33 protein-coding genes are annotated in these 16,392 nt (G+C 50.5%); all 33 read left to right on the top strand.

Annotated features, from left to right (window positions below; translation table 11 throughout):
* A partial coding sequence (locus B5D20_RS12395; protein ID WP_479722964.1) for an EF-Tu C-terminal domain-related protein occupies positions 1–336 on the top strand: 336 nt, incomplete at its 5' end.
* 240 nt (positions 337–576) lie between these two features.
* Positions 577–885, top strand: a complete 309-nt coding sequence (gene rpsJ, locus B5D20_RS12390) for a 30S ribosomal protein S10 (RefSeq protein ID WP_078666533.1) — start codon at positions 577–579, stop codon at positions 883–885.
* Positions 886–941: 56 nt separating this feature from the next.
* On the top strand, positions 942–1,568 hold the full coding sequence (gene rplC / locus B5D20_RS12385) for a 50S ribosomal protein L3 (protein ID WP_078666532.1): 627 nt from the start codon (positions 942–944) through the stop codon (positions 1,566–1,568).
* 30 nt (positions 1,569–1,598) lie between these two features.
* A complete protein-coding gene (gene rplD, locus B5D20_RS12380) occupies positions 1,599–2,219 on the top strand; it encodes a 50S ribosomal protein L4 (protein ID WP_078666531.1) in 621 nt (206 codons plus the stop codon).
* Positions 2,219–2,506 (top strand): 50S ribosomal protein L23, encoded by a 288-nt coding sequence (gene rplW / locus B5D20_RS12375; protein WP_078666530.1) that lies wholly within the window; start codon positions 2,219–2,221, stop codon positions 2,504–2,506. The genes rplD and rplW overlap by 1 nt, the downstream gene beginning before the upstream one ends.
* 26 nt (positions 2,507–2,532) lie before the next feature.
* Positions 2,533–3,360: a 50S ribosomal protein L2 gene (gene rplB / locus B5D20_RS12370; RefSeq protein WP_078666529.1), complete on the top strand. Its 828-nt coding sequence runs from the start codon at positions 2,533–2,535 to the stop codon at positions 3,358–3,360.
* A gap of 37 nt (positions 3,361–3,397) precedes the next feature.
* Positions 3,398–3,676 carry a 30S ribosomal protein S19 gene (rpsS, locus tag B5D20_RS12365; protein ID WP_078666528.1) on the top strand — a complete coding sequence of 93 codons (279 nt, stop codon included), beginning with the start codon at positions 3,398–3,400 and terminating at the stop codon, positions 3,674–3,676.
* Positions 3,677–3,697: 21 nt separating this feature from the next.
* A complete protein-coding gene (gene rplV / locus B5D20_RS12360) occupies positions 3,698–4,039 on the top strand; it encodes a 50S ribosomal protein L22 (RefSeq protein ID WP_078666527.1) in 342 nt (113 codons plus the stop codon).
* A gap of 2 nt (positions 4,040–4,041) precedes the next feature.
* Positions 4,042–4,719 (top strand): 30S ribosomal protein S3, encoded by a 678-nt coding sequence (rpsC, locus tag B5D20_RS12355; protein WP_078666526.1) that lies wholly within the window; start codon positions 4,042–4,044, stop codon positions 4,717–4,719.
* Positions 4,719–5,153, top strand: coding sequence for a 50S ribosomal protein L16 (gene rplP, locus B5D20_RS12350; RefSeq protein ID WP_078666525.1), 435 nt, complete (start codon positions 4,719–4,721; stop codon positions 5,151–5,153). The genes rpsC and rplP overlap by 1 nt, the downstream gene beginning before the upstream one ends.
* Entirely contained in the window at positions 5,143–5,346 is a 204-nt protein-coding gene (rpmC, locus tag B5D20_RS12345; RefSeq protein WP_078666524.1) for a 50S ribosomal protein L29, read from the top strand. The genes rplP and rpmC overlap by 11 nt, the downstream gene beginning before the upstream one ends.
* 18 nt (positions 5,347–5,364) lie before the next feature.
* A complete protein-coding gene (rpsQ, locus tag B5D20_RS12340) occupies positions 5,365–5,625 on the top strand; it encodes a 30S ribosomal protein S17 (RefSeq protein WP_078666523.1) in 261 nt (86 codons plus the stop codon).
* Positions 5,626–5,643: 18 nt separating this feature from the next.
* Positions 5,644–6,012 (top strand): 50S ribosomal protein L14, encoded by a 369-nt coding sequence (gene rplN / locus B5D20_RS12335; RefSeq protein ID WP_078666522.1) that lies wholly within the window; start codon positions 5,644–5,646, stop codon positions 6,010–6,012.
* 12 nt (positions 6,013–6,024) lie between these two features.
* Positions 6,025–6,342: a 50S ribosomal protein L24 gene (gene rplX / locus B5D20_RS12330; protein WP_078666521.1), complete on the top strand. Its 318-nt coding sequence runs from the start codon at positions 6,025–6,027 to the stop codon at positions 6,340–6,342.
* A 28-nt stretch (positions 6,343–6,370) separates the two neighbouring features.
* Positions 6,371–6,916 (top strand): 50S ribosomal protein L5, encoded by a 546-nt coding sequence (gene rplE, locus B5D20_RS12325; RefSeq protein WP_078666520.1) that lies wholly within the window; start codon positions 6,371–6,373, stop codon positions 6,914–6,916.
* A gap of 12 nt (positions 6,917–6,928) precedes the next feature.
* Positions 6,929–7,114 carry a type Z 30S ribosomal protein S14 gene (locus B5D20_RS12320; protein ID WP_078666519.1) on the top strand — a complete coding sequence of 62 codons (186 nt, stop codon included), beginning with the start codon at positions 6,929–6,931 and terminating at the stop codon, positions 7,112–7,114.
* Between the two features lie 26 nt (positions 7,115–7,140).
* The gene (gene rpsH, locus B5D20_RS12315) at positions 7,141–7,539 is read left to right on the top strand and encodes a 30S ribosomal protein S8 (protein WP_078666518.1); all 399 of its coding nucleotides are present in this window, start codon (positions 7,141–7,143) and stop codon (positions 7,537–7,539) included.
* Between the two features lie 18 nt (positions 7,540–7,557).
* Complete coding sequence (gene rplF / locus B5D20_RS12310; protein ID WP_078666517.1) at positions 7,558–8,109, top strand: 50S ribosomal protein L6; 552 nt, start codon at positions 7,558–7,560, stop codon at positions 8,107–8,109.
* 43 nt (positions 8,110–8,152) lie between these two features.
* Positions 8,153–8,521 (top strand): 50S ribosomal protein L18, encoded by a 369-nt coding sequence (gene rplR, locus B5D20_RS12305; protein ID WP_078666516.1) that lies wholly within the window; start codon positions 8,153–8,155, stop codon positions 8,519–8,521.
* A 34-nt stretch (positions 8,522–8,555) separates the two neighbouring features.
* Positions 8,556–9,056 carry a 30S ribosomal protein S5 gene (gene rpsE, locus B5D20_RS12300; protein ID WP_278308389.1) on the top strand — a complete coding sequence of 167 codons (501 nt, stop codon included), beginning with the start codon at positions 8,556–8,558 and terminating at the stop codon, positions 9,054–9,056.
* A gap of 11 nt (positions 9,057–9,067) precedes the next feature.
* Positions 9,068–9,253 (top strand): 50S ribosomal protein L30, encoded by a 186-nt coding sequence (gene rpmD / locus B5D20_RS12295; protein WP_078666514.1) that lies wholly within the window; start codon positions 9,068–9,070, stop codon positions 9,251–9,253.
* An 18-nt stretch (positions 9,254–9,271) separates the two neighbouring features.
* Positions 9,272–9,715 carry a 50S ribosomal protein L15 gene (rplO, locus tag B5D20_RS12290; RefSeq protein WP_078666513.1) on the top strand — a complete coding sequence of 148 codons (444 nt, stop codon included), beginning with the start codon at positions 9,272–9,274 and terminating at the stop codon, positions 9,713–9,715.
* 1 nt (position 9,716) lies between these two features.
* Positions 9,717–10,979 (top strand): preprotein translocase subunit SecY, encoded by a 1,263-nt coding sequence (secY, locus tag B5D20_RS12285; protein WP_078666512.1) that lies wholly within the window; start codon positions 9,717–9,719, stop codon positions 10,977–10,979.
* Between the two features lie 38 nt (positions 10,980–11,017).
* Positions 11,018–11,767, top strand: coding sequence for a type I methionyl aminopeptidase (map, locus tag B5D20_RS12280; RefSeq protein WP_278307642.1), 750 nt, complete (start codon positions 11,018–11,020; stop codon positions 11,765–11,767).
* Positions 11,768–11,794: 27 nt separating this feature from the next.
* Positions 11,795–12,079, top strand: a complete 285-nt coding sequence (locus tag B5D20_RS12275) for a KOW domain-containing RNA-binding protein (RefSeq protein ID WP_078666511.1) — start codon at positions 11,795–11,797, stop codon at positions 12,077–12,079.
* 29 nt (positions 12,080–12,108) lie between these two features.
* Positions 12,109–12,327, top strand: a complete 219-nt coding sequence (gene infA, locus B5D20_RS12270) for a translation initiation factor IF-1 (RefSeq protein WP_078666510.1) — start codon at positions 12,109–12,111, stop codon at positions 12,325–12,327.
* Between the two features lie 24 nt (positions 12,328–12,351).
* Complete coding sequence (gene rpmJ / locus B5D20_RS12265) at positions 12,352–12,465, top strand: 50S ribosomal protein L36 (RefSeq protein ID WP_078666509.1); 114 nt, start codon at positions 12,352–12,354, stop codon at positions 12,463–12,465.
* Between the two features lie 23 nt (positions 12,466–12,488).
* The gene (gene rpsM, locus B5D20_RS12260; RefSeq protein WP_078666508.1) at positions 12,489–12,857 is read left to right on the top strand and encodes a 30S ribosomal protein S13; all 369 of its coding nucleotides are present in this window, start codon (positions 12,489–12,491) and stop codon (positions 12,855–12,857) included.
* Between the two features lie 18 nt (positions 12,858–12,875).
* On the top strand, positions 12,876–13,265 hold the full coding sequence (gene rpsK / locus B5D20_RS12255) for a 30S ribosomal protein S11 (RefSeq protein ID WP_078666507.1): 390 nt from the start codon (positions 12,876–12,878) through the stop codon (positions 13,263–13,265).
* Positions 13,266–13,281: 16 nt separating this feature from the next.
* Positions 13,282–13,908, top strand: coding sequence for a 30S ribosomal protein S4 (gene rpsD / locus B5D20_RS12250; RefSeq protein WP_078666506.1), 627 nt, complete (start codon positions 13,282–13,284; stop codon positions 13,906–13,908).
* Between the two features lie 56 nt (positions 13,909–13,964).
* Positions 13,965–14,909, top strand: coding sequence for a DNA-directed RNA polymerase subunit alpha (locus B5D20_RS12245; protein ID WP_078666505.1), 945 nt, complete (start codon positions 13,965–13,967; stop codon positions 14,907–14,909).
* 19 nt (positions 14,910–14,928) lie between these two features.
* Complete coding sequence (rplQ, locus tag B5D20_RS12240) at positions 14,929–15,267, top strand: 50S ribosomal protein L17 (RefSeq protein ID WP_078666504.1); 339 nt, start codon at positions 14,929–14,931, stop codon at positions 15,265–15,267.
* Between the two features lie 85 nt (positions 15,268–15,352).
* Positions 15,353–16,090: a tRNA pseudouridine(38-40) synthase TruA gene (truA, locus tag B5D20_RS12235; protein ID WP_078666503.1), complete on the top strand. Its 738-nt coding sequence runs from the start codon at positions 15,353–15,355 to the stop codon at positions 16,088–16,090.
* The last annotated feature ends 302 nt before the right edge of the window (positions 16,091–16,392 follow it).

Below are 16,392 nucleotides of genomic sequence, written 5' to 3'. Positions count from 1 at the left end.
CGGAAGGAAATCGAGCGCGGTCAGGTTCTGGCCAAGCCTGGTTCCATCAAGCCCCACACCAAGTTCTTCGCTGAAGTATACGTGCTGACCAAAGAAGAAGGTGGCCGTCATACTCCTTTCTTCAACGGTTACCGGCCCCAGTTCTACTTCCGGACCACTGACGTTACCGGTGTAATCAAGCTGCCCGAAGGTGTAGAAATGGTTATGCCTGGTGACAACGTTAAGATCGAAGTAGAACTGATCACCCCCATCGCTATTGAAGAAGGTCTGCGCTTCGCTATCCGCGAAGGTGGCCGGACTGTAGGCGCTGGCGTGGTATCAGCTATCAACGAATAATCTTAAAGTTATACTTTTGGGGACAGGTACTGCAGGCAAAAAAGTCTGCAGTATCTGTTTCTCTATAAAAATTTTCGCAAACCCCTTGTATTTCTGGGGTAAAATCAATATAATATATAATTGTTGGCAAATCGACAGGCGATGAGGTGAAAGGTTGCCTTGTCGGGCCACCTACCCGTCAAGGGGAATTTTCACTGAGAATGTCCGCAACGATCGGGCGAAAAAAGGAGGGGTAAATCAATGAGCAAACAGAAAATCAGAATCCGTTTGAAGGCCTATGACCACAAGATTTTGGACCAGTCTGCGGCTAAAATCGTGGAAACAGCCAAACGGACAGGGGCCAAGGTAGCTGGGCCGATTCCGTTGCCTACGGAAAAAGCCATCTACACCATCTTGCGGTCTCCGCATGTCAACAAGGACAGTCGGGAGCAATTTGAAATGCGGACCCACAAGCGGCTGATTGATATCGTAGAACCCGGTCCCAAAACAGTCGATGCTTTGATGCGACTGGATCTGCCTGCGGGCGTTGATATTGAAATTAAACTGTAAACACATTACGGCACGCCTGGGGGCGTGTTCTGAGAAATGCATAGGAGGTGGCAAAAATGGCGAAAGGTATCTTGGGTAGAAAAGTGGGGATGACTCAGCTTTTCACTGAAGATGGCAAATTGATCCCCGTAACTGTGATTGAGGCTGGCCCGTGCGTCGTAGTACAAAAGAAAACCGTAGAAACCGATGGTTACAATGCCATCCAGGTTGCTTTTGGTGATGTGAAGGAAACCCGGGTGAACAAGCCTCTGAAAGGGCATTTTGCCAAGGCGGGGGTTCAGCCCAAGCGCTACGTTCGCGAATTCCGCGTAGATAATGTCGATGAATATCAGGTAGGTCAGGAAATTTTCGCTGATATTTTTGCTGAAGGAGAAGCAGTGGATGTAACCGGTATTTCCAAGGGTAAAGGTTTTGCCGGTGCCATCAAACGGCACGGTTTTGCCCGCGGCCCAATGGCTCACGGTTCTAAGTACCACCGTCGCGTCGGTTCTCTGGGTGCTAAAGGCCCGGCTCGGGTATTTAAAGGCCGTCCTCTGCCGGGGCGTATGGGTGGAGAAAGGGTTACTGTACAAAACCTGCAAGTGGTAAAAGTTGACCGGGAACGCAACCTGCTGGTTATTAAAGGCAGTGTACCCGGCAACAAAAACAGCCTGCTGATCATCAAACCTAGCGTCAAAGCTTAAAGATAAACGGCAGGAAAGGAGGAAAAAGTGATGCCTAAAGTGGCACTGTACAATATCAACGGTGAACAGGTGGGCGAAATTGAGCTGAAAGATGAGATCTTCGGCATTGAGCCCAACAAGCATGTGCTGCATCAAGCAGTGGTGGCTCAGCTGGCCGCTGAACGGGCTGGCACCCATTCCACTAAGACCAGGGCTGAGGTCGCTGGCGGTGGCAAGAAGCCCTGGCGGCAAAAAGGTACCGGTCGGGCTCGTCACGGGAGCATTCGTTCTCCTATCTGGCGTGGGGGCGGTATCGTGTTTGGTCCCAAGCCGCGCAAGTATGGCTTTAAGTTGCCCAAGAAGGTAAGAAGACTGGCACTGAAGTCTGCGCTTTCCGCCAAGGTTCTGGCTAATGAGATTTTTGTACTGGACAATCTGAGCTTTGAGGCTCCTAAGACCAAGGAAATGGTGAAAGTCCTGAACAACCTGAAAGCCCAAAATGCTCTGGTGGTAACTGCTCAGCTGGATGAGAACGTCTTCAAATCTGCTCGCAACATTCCTGGGGTAAAACCGGTAACTGCCTCTGGCATTAATGTATATGACCTGCTCAAACACGGCAGTCTGGTTATCACCAAAGATGCAGTGGCTCGGGTCGAGGAGGTGCTAGCCTAATGCGGAGCTATCAAGATGTGCTGATTCGCCCCGTAGTATCGGAAAAGTCCATGGCTTTGCTGGCCGAAAATAAATATACTTTTCTGGTCAATCCTGCAGCTAACAAAGTCGAAATCAAGCATGCTGTGGAAAAAGCCTTTGGTGTAAAAGTTGTAGATGTCTGGACCATGAACATCAAGGGTAAAACCAAGCGGGTAGGCCGTACTGTTGGCAAGACCCCTGACAAGAAAAAGGCGATAGTTAAACTGGCTGAAGGCCACAAGATCGAATTGTTCGAAGGTGTGTAAGACGCAAGGAAAGGGAGGGAACCATAATGGCGATCAAGTCCTTTAAACCCACCTCTCCGGGCCGCCGCTTTGTAACTGTCTCCACTTTTGAGGAGATTACTACTGATAAGCCGGAAAAATCCCTGCTGGAGCCTCTCAAGAAAAAGGCTGGCCGCAACAATCAGGGTCGGTTGACTGTGCGCCATCAAGGTGGCGGACATAAGCGGATGTACCGGATCATTGATTTCAAACGCAACAAAGATGGCATTCCTGGCCGCGTTGCTACTATCGAGTACGATCCGAACCGGAGTGCTCGCATTGCCCTGATCAACTATGCTGACGGGGAAAAACGCTATATCATCGCCCCTGTTGGTCTGAAAGTTGGCGATGTCATTTACTCCGGGCCGGAAGCGGATATTAAAGTGGGCAATGCTCTGCCGTTGCGCAATATTCCGGTAGGTACCACTGTCCACAATATCGAGCTCAAGCCGGGCCGTGGTGGCCAGCTGGCACGTTCTGCTGGTTCCTATGCTCAGCTGATGGCCAAGGAAGGCAAGTATGCCTTGCTGCGCATGCCTTCCGGTGAATTGCGGAAAGTACTGGCCGAGTGCCGGGCTACCATCGGTCAGGTAGGCAACCTGGATCATGAAAACATTACTATCGGTAAAGCTGGTCGGGCTCGCTGGCTGGGTATCAGACCTACCGTCCGCGGTGTGGTAATGAACCCTGTCGATCACCCGCATGGTGGTGGTGAAGGTCGTTCACCTATCGGGCGTAACCCGGTTACACCCTGGGGTAAACCGGCTCTGGGTGCTAAAACCCGGAAGAAGAACCATCCTACTGATAAGTTTATTGTGCGCCGTCGCAATAAATAACCTGCGAAAGACAGCGTGAAGGGAGGCAGATGCGAAGATGGGCAGAAGCCTGAAAAAAGGACCGTTTTGTGATGAGCACCTGCTGAAAAAAGTGCGGGCTTTAAATGAAAAAGGGGAAAAGCGGGTCATTAAGACCTGGTCCCGTCGTTCCACCATTTTCCCGGAAATGGTTGGGCATACTATTGCTGTGCATGATGGCAGAAAGCACGTGCCTGTGTATATTACTGAAGAAATGGTCGGACACAAGCTGGGTGAGTTTGCTCCTACCCGGACCTTCAAAGGGCACGCCGGGGAAAAGACAACTTCCAGGAAATAACGGACGAGAGGGGGTAATTCCATGGAAGCCAAAGCCGTGGCGAAGTATGTACGCATTTCGCCCCGTAAAGTTCGGCAGGTTATTAATGTTGTGCGGGGCAAGGATGTGCAAGAAGCTTTTGCTATCTTGCGATTCATGCCCAAAGCTGCTGCACGGGAAGTGCTAAAGGTATTGAAATCTGCTGTGGCTAATGCTGAACACAACTATGAAATGGACACTCAATCCCTTTATATAAGCAAAATCTTCGTTGACCAGGGACCAACCTTGAAACGGTATAATCCGCGGGCTATGGGTCGGGCCGATCTGATTCGGAAGCGTACTAGCCATATAACCGTGGTGGTCAGCGAGAAGAAGGAGGGATAACGGTGGGTCAGAAGGTACATCCCAAAGGACTGCGGATCGGGATCATTAAAGACTGGGATGCCAAGTGGTTTGCAACCCGGGATTTCGATAAACTGCTGGTGGAAGATGTTAAACTGCGTCGTTATGTAAAGAATCGGCTCTATGGTGCTGGTGTCTCCAAGGTCGAAATTGAGCGCAGTGCCAACAGGGTCAAGGTTACCATTCACACAGCCAAGCCGGGGATTGTTATCGGTCGTGGCGGTGCTGAAATTGAAAACCTGCGCAAGGACCTGGAAAAAATGACTGGTAAGCGGGTCAATGTAAATGTGCAGGAAATCAAAGTGCCGGAGCTGGATGCACAACTGGTTGCAGAAAATGTTGCCGCTCAGCTGGAAAAGCGGGTTGCTTTCCGTCGGGCAATGAAACAAGCTGTAAGCCGGGCGCTGCGTCTGGGTGCTGGCGGTATTAAAATCGCTTGCTCTGGTCGTCTGGCAGGTGCTGAAATTGCCCGGACTGAATGGTATAACGAAGGGAAAGTTCCCTTGCATACTCTCCGGGCTGACATCGATTATGGCTTTGCAGAAGCCAACACCACTTATGGCAAAATCGGTGTCAAAGTTTGGATTTACAAAGGCGAAGTTCTGCCTGAAGCCAAGCCGGCAGTAGCTGTTGCTGAGGCTGCTGAAGGAGGGGAGCAGTAATGCTGGTACCAAAAAGAGTAAAATGGAGAAGAGTACACCGGGGCCGGATGAAAGGCCGTGCTAAAGGCGGTACCGAGCTGGCATATGGTCAGTATGGGTTACAGGCTTTAGAGCCCGCCTGGATCACCAGCCGGCAAATTGAAGCGGCCCGGGTTGCTATGACTCGTTATATCCGCCGGGGCGGTAAAGTATGGATCAAAGTTTTCCCTGACAAGCCCATAACCGCCAAGCCTGCTGAAACTCGGATGGGTAGCGGTAAGGGTTCACCGGAGTACTGGGTAGCAGTCGTAAAACCCGGTCGCATCCTGTTTGAGCTCTCTGGCGTTCCTGAGGAAACTGCCCGGGAGGCCATGCGTTTGGCTGCCCACAAGCTTCCCATCAAAACCAAGTTCATAAAACGCGAAGAAATGGGTGGTGAAGCAAATGAAAGCTAACGAAATCCGTAACCTGAGCAATGAAGAGTTGACCCAGAAACTGGGCGACCTGAAAGATGAACTCTTTAAGCTGCGCTTTCAATTGGCCACAGGCCAGCTGGACAATCCCATGCGTATCCGGGAAGTCCGCAAAACCATCGCCCGTGTTAAGACCATTCTTCGCGAGCGGGAACTGAAAGCTACCCAGGCTTAAGGAAAGGAGGTTTCGCCTGTGGAAAGAAACAGCAGAAAGGTTCGGATCGGGACTGTTGTCAGTGACAAAATGGATAAAACCGTAGTAGTAGCTGTTGAATCCATGTTCCGTCATCCGTTGTACGGTAAGACTGTTAAGCAGACCAAGAAATTCAAGGCCCATGATGAAGAAAACGCCTGCCGCATTGGCGACAGAGTCAAAATAATGGAAACCCGGCCGCTGAGCAAGGATAAGCGCTGGCGGGTTGTCGAGATCCTGGAGCGGAAGGAACAACTGTAGGAAAGGAGGTCACCAGATATGATTCAGGTGCAGACAATCCTGAATGTGGCTGACAATACTGGGGCCAAGAAACTGATGTGCATCCGGGTAATGGGTGGTTCCAACCGCCGTTATGCCTCGGTTGGTGATATCATCATCTGTTCTGTTAAAGAAGCAACACCTGGCGGCGTGGTCAAGAAAGGTGATGTGGTCAAGGCCGTTGTGGTGCGGACCAATAAAGAAGTACGTCGTCCTGATGGTTCCTACATTAAGTTTGATGACAATGCCGCTGTAATCATCAAGGAAGACAAAAGCCCCCGGGGAACCCGGATTTTTGGACCTGTAGCTCGGGAGTTGCGGGATCGGGACTTTATGAAAATCATCTCCCTGGCTCCGGAAGTTCTCTAAGGAGGTGGCAGAATGTCCAGGGTACATGTAAAAAAAGGCGACACTGTAGTAGTTATTACCGGGAAGGATGCCGGTAAAAAAGGGAAAGTGCTGCAGGTAATCACCGACAAAAACCGCGTTGTTGTTGAAGGTGTGAATATTGTAAAACGCCACACCAAGCCCAATCAAGCAAATCCCCAGGGTGGGATTATCAGCAAGGAAGCTCCCATCCATGCTTCCAATGTCATGCTCTGGTGTGACAAATGTGGTAAAGGCGTTCGTTATGGCAAACTGATTAAAGACGGAGTAAAAGTTCGGGTTTGCAAAAAGTGTGGCACTAACCTCGAATAGAACTTGACCGGGAAAGGAGGTAGTAACCTTGGCACGACTCAGAGAGAAATACCAAGCCGAAGTAGCTCCTGCATTGATGCAGAAGTTTGGCTATAAAAACGTTATGCAAATTCCTAAACTGGAAAAAGTGGTAATCAATATCGGTCTGGGAGAAGCCATTCAAAATCCCAAGGCCATTGAGGCTGCTGTTAATGACCTGACCATGATTACCGGTCAAAAGCCCATCGTCACCCGGGCCAAAAAATCCATCGCCGGCTTTAAGCTGCGGGAAAACATGCCCATCGGTGTGAAAGTTACTCTGCGGGGCGACCGGATGTATCATTTCCTGGACAAACTGTTCCATGTAGCCCTGCCCCGGGTAAGGGACTTCCGCGGGGTATCTCCTACAGGTTTCGACGGCCGGGGCAATTATAACCTGGGCCTGAAGGAACAGCTGATCTTCCCTGAAATCGAGTATGACAAGGTCGATAAACTGCGTGGAATGAACGTAACCATCGTTACTAGCGCCAAAACTGATGAAGAAGCCCGTGAACTGCTCCGTTTGTTGGGCATGCCCTTCCGGGCCAGCAAGTAAGGAGGGAAGAACGTGGCTAAGAAATCGATGATTGCCAAACAACAGCGGAAGCCCAAATTTAAAGTCCAGGGTTATAACCGCTGCAAACTGTGTGGCCGTCCCCGGGCCTACATGCGGAAATTCGGCATTTGCCGGATCTGCTTCCGGGAGCTGGCATATCGAGGCGAAATTCCCGGCGTGAAAAAAGCCAGCTGGTAGGATAAACGGAAGGAGGTAGCTCAACCATGGTAATGACCGACCCCATTGCGGATTTTCTGACCCGGATCAGAAACGCGAATATGGTCTACCACGAAAAAGTGGAAGTACCTGCATCCAAGATGAAGACCTCTCTGGCCGAGATTCTGAAAAACGAAGGCTTCATCAAGGATTATGAATATATTGAAGATGGCAAGCAAGGGGTTTTGCGCATCTATCTGAAGTATGGTGCCAACAAGGAGAAAGTCATCTCCGGCCTCAAGCGAATTAGCAAACCCGGCCTTCGGGTTTATGCCAAGAAAGATGAAATTCCCCGGGTTCTCGGTGGACTCGGAATTGCCGTTATCTCCACTTCCAAAGGCTTGATGACCGATAAGCAAGCTCGCAAAGAAGGACTGGGCGGCGAAGTAATCTGCTACGTATGGTAAGAAGTAGGAGGTGTCATCATGTCCAGAATCGGTAAACAGCCGGTGGCTGTTCCCAATGGGGTGGAAGTCAAAATCGACGGCAATGTCGTAACTGTCAAAGGCCCCAAAGGGCAGCTGACCAAAACCTTTCACCAGGACATGAAAATCAGCCTGGTGGATAATCAAATTATCGTCGAGAGACCTTCTGATGAAAAACAACATCGCTCTCTGCATGGCCTGACCAGAACCCTGATCGCCAATATGGTTGAAGGGGTTACCAAAGGTTTCAGCAAAAACCTGGAGCTGGTAGGGGTTGGTTACCGGGCTCAGAAGCAGGGGCGTAAGCTGGTGCTGAGCCTTGGCTTTAGTCATCCGGTTGAAATCGAACCCGAACCAGGGATTGAGATAGAAGTTCCGGCAGCTACCAAGATTTCTGTAGTCGGTATCGATAAGGAAAAAGTCGGACAGCTGGCTGCTGTAATTCGCTCCATCCGTGAGCCTGAGCCGTATAAGGGCAAGGGTGTTAAGTATGAAGGGGAAGTTATCCGCCGCAAAGTCGGTAAAACCGGTGGTAAAGGTAAGAAGAAGTAAGCAGGTGGCCTAAACACCTGAACTGAAAGGAGTGAACTTACCTGTGTATAAGCGCATAGATCGGCGTGAGATTCGGCGCAAAAAACATCTGCGGGTTCGGAAAAAAGTAGTTGGGACTGCCGAAAGACCTCGTCTGGCAGTTTACCGCAGTTTGAATCATATCTATGCTCAAATCATCAATGATGAGACCGGTACAACTCTGGTAGCCGCGTCTACCGTTGAGCCGGCAATTCGCAGCCAGGTAAAATATGGCGGTAATGTAGAAGCCGCCAGGGTAGTAGGTAAGGCTGTGGCTGAGAAGGCCAGAGCAGCAGGTATCACCAAGGTTGTTTTCGACCGCGGTGGCTATCTATATCATGGCAGGGTAAAGGCCCTGGCTGATGCAGCTCGCGAAGCCGGACTGGAATTCTAAAGTACCTGCGTAAGGAGGGAAAGTAATGGCCAAGATCGAGAAAATCGATCCCAACAGCTTGGAACTGACCGAAAAGGTTGTGGCAATAAATCGGGTAGCCAAGGTTGTTAAAGGCGGTCGGCGTTTCAGCTTTAGCGCCCTGGTAGTCGTTGGTGACGGCAATGGCCATGTCGGTGCTGGTCTCGGCAAAGCCGGGGAAGTACCTGATGCCATTCGCAAAGGAATTGAAGATGCCAAGAAAAACATGATTCGCGTGCCACTTAAAGGCACCACCATTCCCCATGAAGTTGTCGGGAAGTTTGGCGCTGGCAAAGTCCTGCTCAAGCCCGCTTCCGAAGGTACCGGTGTTATTGCCGGAGGTGCTGTACGCGCTATTCTGGAACTGGCCGGCATACATGACATCCTGGCCAAGTCTCTGGGCACTTCCAACCCCAACAACGTGGTACGGGCTACCATGGAAGGACTGAAAGCCCTCAAGACCGTTGAGGAAGTAGCCAGACTGCGGGGCAAAAATCCGGACGAAATTCTCGGTTAGGAGGGAGTACAGTGGCTCAACTGAAAATCACTCTGGTGAAGAGCCCAATTGGCTATGCTGAAGACCAGAAGGTCACTGTGCGGACCCTGGGACTCAGAAAGCTGCAACAGACTGTTATTCATAATGATACCCCTCAGATTCGGGGTATGGTGAAAAAAGTACAACACCTGCTCAAGGTTGAAGAAATTAGCGAATAGGACAGGGAGGTGTAAGTGATGAAGCTTCATGAGCTGCAACCGGCTCCTGGCTCTAAGTTCGAACCTGTCCGCAAAGGCCGGGGGATCGGATCGGGATTAGGTAAGACTGCCGGCCGCGGCCACAAAGGGCAAAAGGCCCGGAGTGGGGGTGGCGTGCGTCCTGGTTTCGAAGGCGGTCAAATGCCGCTGCAACAGCGCATACCCAAGCGTGGTTTCAACAATGCCCGCTTCCGCAAGGAAATCGTGGCCATCAATGTATCAGCTCTGAATATCTTCGAAAACGGAACGGAAGTTACCCCCGAACTGCTGGTCAAAGCCGGGGTCATCAAGTCCGTAAAGGATGGCGTCAAAATTCTAGGTAACGGGGAGTTGGAAAAGGCTTTGACAGTTAAGGTCAACAGCTTTAGCAAGTCTGCTGTGGAAAAGATTCAGGCAGCAGGCGGAAAAGCTGAGGTGATCTAAGATGCTGTCAACCCTGTCCAATGCCCTGCGGATTGGTGAGCTGCGGAAAAAGCTGCTTTATACCTTAATGATGCTGTTTGTTTTTCGGCTGGGTGTACACGTGCCTGTGCCAGGTATCGATGTAGCAGCTATTAGAAAATTGCTGGAAAGCCAGGCCTTTGTAGCCTTTTTCGATGTGATTTCCGGGGGTGCTTTTAAAAACTTCTCCATCTTTGCTATGAGTATCACCCCCTATATTAACGCCTCCATTATCATGCAATTGCTGACAGTGGTTATTCCCACTCTGGAGCAATGGGCTAAAGAAGGTATTGAGGGGCGGAAGCGCATAGTTGAATTCACCCGCTATCTGACGGTTGTGCTGGCTTTTATCCAGGCAACTGGTATCTATTTCGGGCTGGGTGCAGCTATTCCCAATAAAGGGATTGTAACCTATATCGTCTTTGTTACCAGTCTGACAGCCGGTACAGCCTTTTTGATGTGGCTGGGTGAACAGATCACGGAAAAGGGCATTGGCAATGGTATTTCCCTGCTTATTTTCGCAGGGATTGTTTCCCGCATTCCTTCTGCTCTTGCCAATATTCAAAAATTGCTGGCAGCAGGCAGTATCAATGTTTTGAATGTGCTGCTTCTAGTCGTAATCGGTGCACTGGTAATCGCCGGGATTGTATTCATTCAAGAAGGACAGCGGCGGGTCCCGGTACAGTATGCCAAACGGGTGGTTGGCCGGAAAGTTTATGGTGGGCAGAGTACCCATATTCCCATTAAGGTTAATCAGGCTGGCGTTATTCCGGTGATTTTCGCCTCTTCTTTGCTGATGTTCCCGGTACAGATTGCCCAGTATTTCCCTACTAACCGTTTTGCCCAGTGGTTTATCCAGTGGTTTGGCTGGGGCAGCTTTTTGAATACGATCTTCTTTGCTCTACTAATCATCGCATTTACATTTTTCTATACGGCCATTACCTTTAACCCGGTAGATGTAGCGGACAACATGAAGAAGTATGGCGGCTTTATTCCGGGAATTCGACCAGGCCGTCCCACCGCAGAGTTTCTCAATCGGATTATGATGAGACTGGCATTAGCAGGTGGGGTATTCCTGGCCTTGATTTCCATCCTGCCTAACTTCATGATGGCAATAACCAAAATCCAGAACGTCTATTTCGGAGGTACGGCCCTGCTTATCGTGATCGGGGTAGCCCTTGATACTATGAAGCAAATGGAAGCGCAGATGCTGATGCGCCATTACCAGGGATTCATGCGGGGGTAATGGCCGGTGGGCTGTCGTCCTGAACAGGAGGGAACGGGTTGGCCATTCACTTTAAAACCGAGAAGGAACTACAATTGATGCGGGAAGTCGGTCGGGTGGTGGCTATAACTCTGGCAGAGCTGGAACAGGCAGTTCGCCCGGGCATAACCACGGCGGAATTGGACCGGATAGCTGAAAATGTGATCCGAAAGCTGGGGGCAGTACCCGCTTTCAAAGGTTATCACGGCTATCCGGCCACAATCTGCGCTTCAGTCAATGAAGAAGTTGTCCACGGCATTCCCGGTTTAAGAAAACTGGAAAATGGTGATATTATTAGTATTGATGTGGGTGCGGTACTTAATGGATTTTATGGTGACAGTGCCAGGACTTTTCCGGTAGGTGACATTTCTGCTGATGCCAGGCGGCTGCTGGCAGTTACAGAAGAATCCCTCTACCAGGGCATCAGTCAGGCGAAAGTCGGCAACCGGATTTCAGATATTTCCCACGCAGTACAAAAATATGTAGAAAGCCACGGATTTTCCGTGGTTCGGGACTATGTTGGCCATGGCATAGGTACTGCAATGCATGAAGAACCCCAGGTGCCCAATTTCGGTCCGCCAGGGCGAGGCCACAGGTTGCTGCCAGGGATGACTCTCGCGATTGAGCCGATGGTCAATATGGGTGAGTATCATGTCAAGACACTGGCGGATGGGTGGACAGTGGTGACCCTGGATGGTTCGCTGTCGGCTCATTTCGAACACACCATCGCCATCACAGCCGATGGCCCGGAAATATTGACTAAGGTTTAGGTGCCTTGTGGCATGGAGGTGCAATCCATGGCTGAGAAGGAATTGCAAATCGGTCAGCTGGTTTACTCCAGGGCTGGCCGGGATCAAGGCCGCCCCTTCCTGGTATGGGATTATCTGTCTGATACCATGGTGGCGGTGGTAGATGGGGATCTGCGCAAAGTGGAATCTCCAAAGAAAAAGAATATTAAACACTTGAAAGCCATGCCTGCTATTGCCGAGGAGATTGCCAGAAAAAAGCTGGCCGGCGTGCGCATCTTCAACCATGAAGTCCGCAAGGCTTTGAAGGACCTGGGAGCAATACCTGAGCAATGATTTGTGGGACACAAGGAGGGTAAAGACCTATGGCCAAATCAGATGTCATCGAGGTAGAGGGCACTGTAATTGAGCCCCTACCTAATGCCATGTTTACCGTGGAACTGGATAATGGACACCGGGTGCTGGCCCATGTGTCCGGCAAAATCCGTATGAATTTCATCCGGATCCTGCCCGGGGACCGGGTCACTGTGGAATTATCTCCTTATGACCTGACCAGAGGCCGGATTGTATATCGGTATAAGTAACCCGGGACAAAAGGAGGAATTGCCGTGAAGGTTAGACCATCTGTAAAACCTATCTGCGAAAAATGTAAAATTATCAAGCGCAAGGGCGCTGTTATGGTGATATGCGAAAATCCCAAACACAAACAGAAGCAAGGTTAAGGACATAGGAGGTGTAGCGAACTATGGCCCGTATTGCTGGTGTAGACCTGCCCCGGGAAAAGCGGGTAGAAGTGGCTCTGACCTATATTTTTGGTATTGGTCTTCCCACTTCCAAGAAGATTCTGGCCGAAACCGGAATTAACCCCGACACAAGGGTGCGGGATCTGACTGAAGATGAAGTTGCTCGTCTGCGGGAAGTTATTGATAAGAACTATAAAGTTGAGGGTGATCTGCGGCGGGAAATCGCTCTTAACATCAAGCGTCTGATTGAAATTGGCTGCTATCGGGGCATTCGTCATCGTCGTGGGCTGCCTGTCCGTGGTCAGCGGACTAAGACCAATGCCCGGACCCGCAAAGGTCCGCGGAAGACGGTAGCCGGCAAGAAGAAGTAATAAGGGGGGAATTTAAGCATGGCTCGGAGACCGCAAAGAACCAAGAAGCGGGAACGGAAAAATGTAGACAAGGGCGTAGCCCACATCCAGTCTACCTTCAATAACACCATCGTTACCATTACAGACCGGCAAGGTAACACTATTTCCTGGGCTTCTGCCGGAACCAGTGGCTTTAAGGGCTCCCGCAAGAGCACACCCTTTGCCGCTCAGCTGGCTGCGGAAAATGCCGCCCGGGAAGCGATCGAACATGGCATGAAGGAAATCGAAGTTTATGTTAAAGGACCGGGAGCCGGTCGGGAAGCAGCGATTCGGGCACTGCAAGCTGCTGGTCTGGAAGTTAGCCTGATTAAGGATGTAACTCCCATTCCCCACAACGGTTGCCGCCCGCCCAAGCGGCGTCGTGTTTAGGAGGTGCTGTTGAAACATGGCAAGATATACTGGTCCCAGCTGTCGTCTGTGCCGTCGGGAAGGTATCAAGCTCTACCTGAAAGGCGAACGCTGCTATACTGGTAAGTGTGCAATTGACCGCCGGAGCTATGCCCCTGGTCAGCATGGTCAGGCTCGGAAAAAGTTGTCTGAATACGGTGTGCAGTTGCGGGAAAAGCAGCGGGCCAAGCGGATTTATGGTTTGCTGGAAACCCAGTTCCGCAACTATTTCGAAAAGGCAGACCGGATGCCTGGCATTACCGGTGAAAACCTGCTGCGGCTGCTGGAGCGGCGCCTGGACAACGTAGTCTATCGTCTGGGTTTTGCTTCCTCCCGGAACGAAGCCCGGCAGTTGGTACGGCATGGACATTTCACTGTTAACGGTCGTCGGGTAAACATCCCCTCCTTCCAGGTAAAAGTCGGGGATGTGATTGCCATCAATGAAAAGAGTACAGAGTCCCCGCGGTTCAAGGAATTAATCGAGCTGGCTCCTAACCGGGGTGTACCGGCATGGCTGGAGCGGGATCTCAATACTTTAAGCGGTAAAGTGGTTGCTCTTCCTGCTCGAGAAGACATCGACGTACCTGTTCAAGAGCACCTGATCGTCGAGTTGTACTCCAGATAATGGTTGGTTCTAACCCTCTGGTGGTCTGAATTCTCGAGAAGGAGGGTACAAATAGGATGCTGGAAATCGAAAAACCCACCATTGAATGTGTGGAACTGGCTGAGGACAACACCTATGGCAAATTCGTTGTCGAGCCGCTGGAGCGGGGTTATGGCGTAACCCTGGGCAACTCCCTGCGGCGGGTGCTGTTGTCTTCCTTACCGGGGGCGGCGGTAACCTCGGTCCGGATTGAAGGGGTACTGCACGAGTTTTCAACTATTCCCGGTGTAGTTGAGGATGTTACTGATATCATCCTCAACTTAAAAGGCCTCAGTTTAAAAATGCATACCGATGAGGAAAAGGTTCTGATCCTTGAAGCTGAAGGAGAGGGCGAAGTCAAGGCCGGAGACATCAAAGCTGATGCAGATGTGGAGATTTTGAATCCCGATCTGCATATAGCTACCTTAGATCACGGTCGTATCTATATGGAAATCACTGTGGCTAAAGGCCGCGGTTATGTTTCTGCAGACCGCAACAAAAAGCCGGACCATGAAATTGGGGTTATTCCCGTTGACTCAGCCTTTACTCCCGTACGGCGGGTGAAATATGCGATTGAAAACACCCGGGTCGGACAGATTACTGACTATGATAAGCTGACCATGGAAATTTGGACTGATGGCAGTATTCGTCCCGATGCTGCCCTCAGCTGGGCCGCTAAAATTCTGTCCGAGCATCTTTCCCTTTTCGTTGGTCTGACTGATGCCATTGGTGATGTCAAGATCATGGTCGAGAAGGAAGAAGAAGCCAAGGATCGGATTCTGGAAATGACTATCGAGGAACTGGACCTTTCGGTGCGTTCCTATAACTGTCTGAAGCGGGCCGGTATCAATACCGTTGAAGAACTGGTAAACCGGACCGAAGAAGATATGATGAAGGTACGCAACCTGGGCAAAAAGTCCTTGGAAGAGGTCATTAACAAGTTGCAAGAACTGGGCCTGTCCTTGAAGAAATCCGAAGAGTAGACTGAGGAGGGAAACTTAAATGGCATACAGAAAGCTGGGTCGGAACAGTGGCCACCGGCGTGCTCTGTTACGGAACATGGTAACCTCCTTGTTTAAGGAAGAGCGCATCGAGACTACTGCTCCTAAGGCCAAGGAAGTACGGAGCATTGCCGAAAAAATGGTTACCCTGGCCAAGCGGGGAGACCTGGCAGCCCGCCGTCAGGCTTTGGCATATATCCTGGATGAAACCGTAGTAAAAAAGCTGTTTGATGAAATTGGACCCAAATATGCCGAGCGCCAGGGCGGCTATACCCGCATTGTAAAAGTTGGCAATCGCCGCGGTGATGCTGCTGAGGTTGTAATACTCGAGCTGGTCTAAGTATGTTAGCAAGGGTCAGGATGGGTAACAGCCGCTGGCAGCTGCTCTCCTGACTTCTTGTTTTGATGAATTGAGGGGCTAAATTATGCGCAACCTCAAATTGATCTTGGAATATGATGGCACTAATTATCATGGCTTTCAAAGTCAGGCAACAGTGGGGCTACCTACTATTCAGGGTGAGCTGGAAAGAGTATTACAGCGCTGGACTGGTGAAGCCATCACGGTAATTGGCGCCAGCCGAACTGATGCCGGTGTCCATGCCCGGGGCCAGGTGGTTAACTTCCATACCAGCTGGCCGATACCCGTGGATAAAGTGCCTCTGGCTCTTAATTCTGGCGGGTTGCCGCCTGATATTGTTATCAAGCAGGCAGAGGAAGTGGAACCGGCTTTTCATGCCCAGTTCTGGGCCAAAAACAAAACCTACCGTTATACCATCTATAATAGTCGGATACCTTCAGCTTTCTGGCATCGTTATAGCTGGTATGTTCCTGTTTTGCTGGATAGCCAGGCGATGGCTGAGGCAGCTCGCCTTTTGCTCGGCACCCATGATTTTGCCGCTTTTCGGGCAGCAGGAGCTACCAGCAAGACAACGATTAGGACGATTAATCAAGTAGCAGTGGCTCAGGATGGTCCTTTACTCACTATCACCATTAACGGCAATGGTTTTCTGTACAATATGGTACGCATCATTGCTGGCACTCTGGTGGAAATTGGCAAAGGAAAACTGGACCCGGAGGTTATTACCCAAATCATTGCCAGCCGGGACCGTAACCAGGCCGGGCCCACGGCGCCCCCCCAGGGGCTGTGTTTACTGGAGAGCTAATTGCGTTGTCAGAAAATCCTGACAATCCAAGGGATTAGCGAAAGGTCAAAAATAAATTTACCCCAGAAAAAGGTGTATAGAAAAGGGTTTTTAGCGCAAAACAAGAGGCTGAGGGAAAAATTCACCCCAGCCTCAAATGTTGTAAAAAATAAGCAACAGGCATCCACCTGTGGTAAAATTGAAGTTGAAAAGACAAAAATCCTACCCAGGGAGGGATGCCTGTTATGGCTATTATACCACAAATTAAGCTATTTGAGTGGACAGAAATACAAACAATTGGAGATTTAGTTCGTTTACGGCTG

This window comes from Carboxydocella sporoproducens DSM 16521 (assembly GCF_900167165.1).
In the GTDB taxonomy this organism is placed as follows: domain Bacteria; phylum Bacillota.
Note: the sequence above shows the minus strand (reverse complement) of the source record. Positions and strands in the feature narration are given on the sequence as shown.

What these genes read in the sequence shown, in the direction of transcription:
- rpsJ (WP_078666533.1), top strand. Translation starts at nt 577, where the DNA reads ATGAGCAAACAGAAAATCAGAATCCGTTTGAAGGCCTATGACCACAAG.
- rplC (WP_078666532.1), top strand. Translation starts at nt 942, where the DNA reads ATGGCGAAAGGTATCTTGGGTAGAAAAGTGGGGATGACTCAGCTTTTC.
- rplD (WP_078666531.1), top strand. Translation starts at nt 1,599, where the DNA reads ATGCCTAAAGTGGCACTGTACAATATCAACGGTGAACAGGTGGGCGAA.
- rplW (WP_078666530.1), top strand. Translation starts at nt 2,219, where the DNA reads ATGCGGAGCTATCAAGATGTGCTGATTCGCCCCGTAGTATCGGAAAAG.
- rplB (WP_078666529.1), top strand. Translation starts at nt 2,533, where the DNA reads ATGGCGATCAAGTCCTTTAAACCCACCTCTCCGGGCCGCCGCTTTGTA.
- rpsS (WP_078666528.1), top strand. Translation starts at nt 3,398, where the DNA reads ATGGGCAGAAGCCTGAAAAAAGGACCGTTTTGTGATGAGCACCTGCTG.
- rplV (WP_078666527.1), top strand. Translation starts at nt 3,698, where the DNA reads ATGGAAGCCAAAGCCGTGGCGAAGTATGTACGCATTTCGCCCCGTAAA.
- rplP (WP_078666525.1), top strand. Translation starts at nt 4,719, where the DNA reads ATGCTGGTACCAAAAAGAGTAAAATGGAGAAGAGTACACCGGGGCCGG.
- rpmC (WP_078666524.1), top strand. Translation starts at nt 5,143, where the DNA reads ATGAAAGCTAACGAAATCCGTAACCTGAGCAATGAAGAGTTGACCCAG.
- rplN (WP_078666522.1), top strand. Translation starts at nt 5,644, where the DNA reads ATGATTCAGGTGCAGACAATCCTGAATGTGGCTGACAATACTGGGGCC.
- rplX (WP_078666521.1), top strand. Translation starts at nt 6,025, where the DNA reads ATGTCCAGGGTACATGTAAAAAAAGGCGACACTGTAGTAGTTATTACC.
- rpsH (WP_078666518.1), top strand. Translation starts at nt 7,141, where the DNA reads ATGGTAATGACCGACCCCATTGCGGATTTTCTGACCCGGATCAGAAAC.
- rplF (WP_078666517.1), top strand. Translation starts at nt 7,558, where the DNA reads ATGTCCAGAATCGGTAAACAGCCGGTGGCTGTTCCCAATGGGGTGGAA.
- rplO (WP_078666513.1), top strand. Translation starts at nt 9,272, where the DNA reads ATGAAGCTTCATGAGCTGCAACCGGCTCCTGGCTCTAAGTTCGAACCT.
- secY (WP_078666512.1), top strand. Translation starts at nt 9,717, where the DNA reads ATGCTGTCAACCCTGTCCAATGCCCTGCGGATTGGTGAGCTGCGGAAA.
- B5D20_RS12275 (WP_078666511.1), top strand. Translation starts at nt 11,795, where the DNA reads ATGGCTGAGAAGGAATTGCAAATCGGTCAGCTGGTTTACTCCAGGGCT.
- infA (WP_078666510.1), top strand. Translation starts at nt 12,109, where the DNA reads ATGGCCAAATCAGATGTCATCGAGGTAGAGGGCACTGTAATTGAGCCC.
- rpsM (WP_078666508.1), top strand. Translation starts at nt 12,489, where the DNA reads ATGGCCCGTATTGCTGGTGTAGACCTGCCCCGGGAAAAGCGGGTAGAA.
- rpsK (WP_078666507.1), top strand. Translation starts at nt 12,876, where the DNA reads ATGGCTCGGAGACCGCAAAGAACCAAGAAGCGGGAACGGAAAAATGTA.
- rpsD (WP_078666506.1), top strand. Translation starts at nt 13,282, where the DNA reads ATGGCAAGATATACTGGTCCCAGCTGTCGTCTGTGCCGTCGGGAAGGT.
- B5D20_RS12245 (WP_078666505.1), top strand. Translation starts at nt 13,965, where the DNA reads ATGCTGGAAATCGAAAAACCCACCATTGAATGTGTGGAACTGGCTGAG.
- rplQ (WP_078666504.1), top strand. Translation starts at nt 14,929, where the DNA reads ATGGCATACAGAAAGCTGGGTCGGAACAGTGGCCACCGGCGTGCTCTG.
- truA (WP_078666503.1), top strand. Translation starts at nt 15,353, where the DNA reads ATGCGCAACCTCAAATTGATCTTGGAATATGATGGCACTAATTATCAT.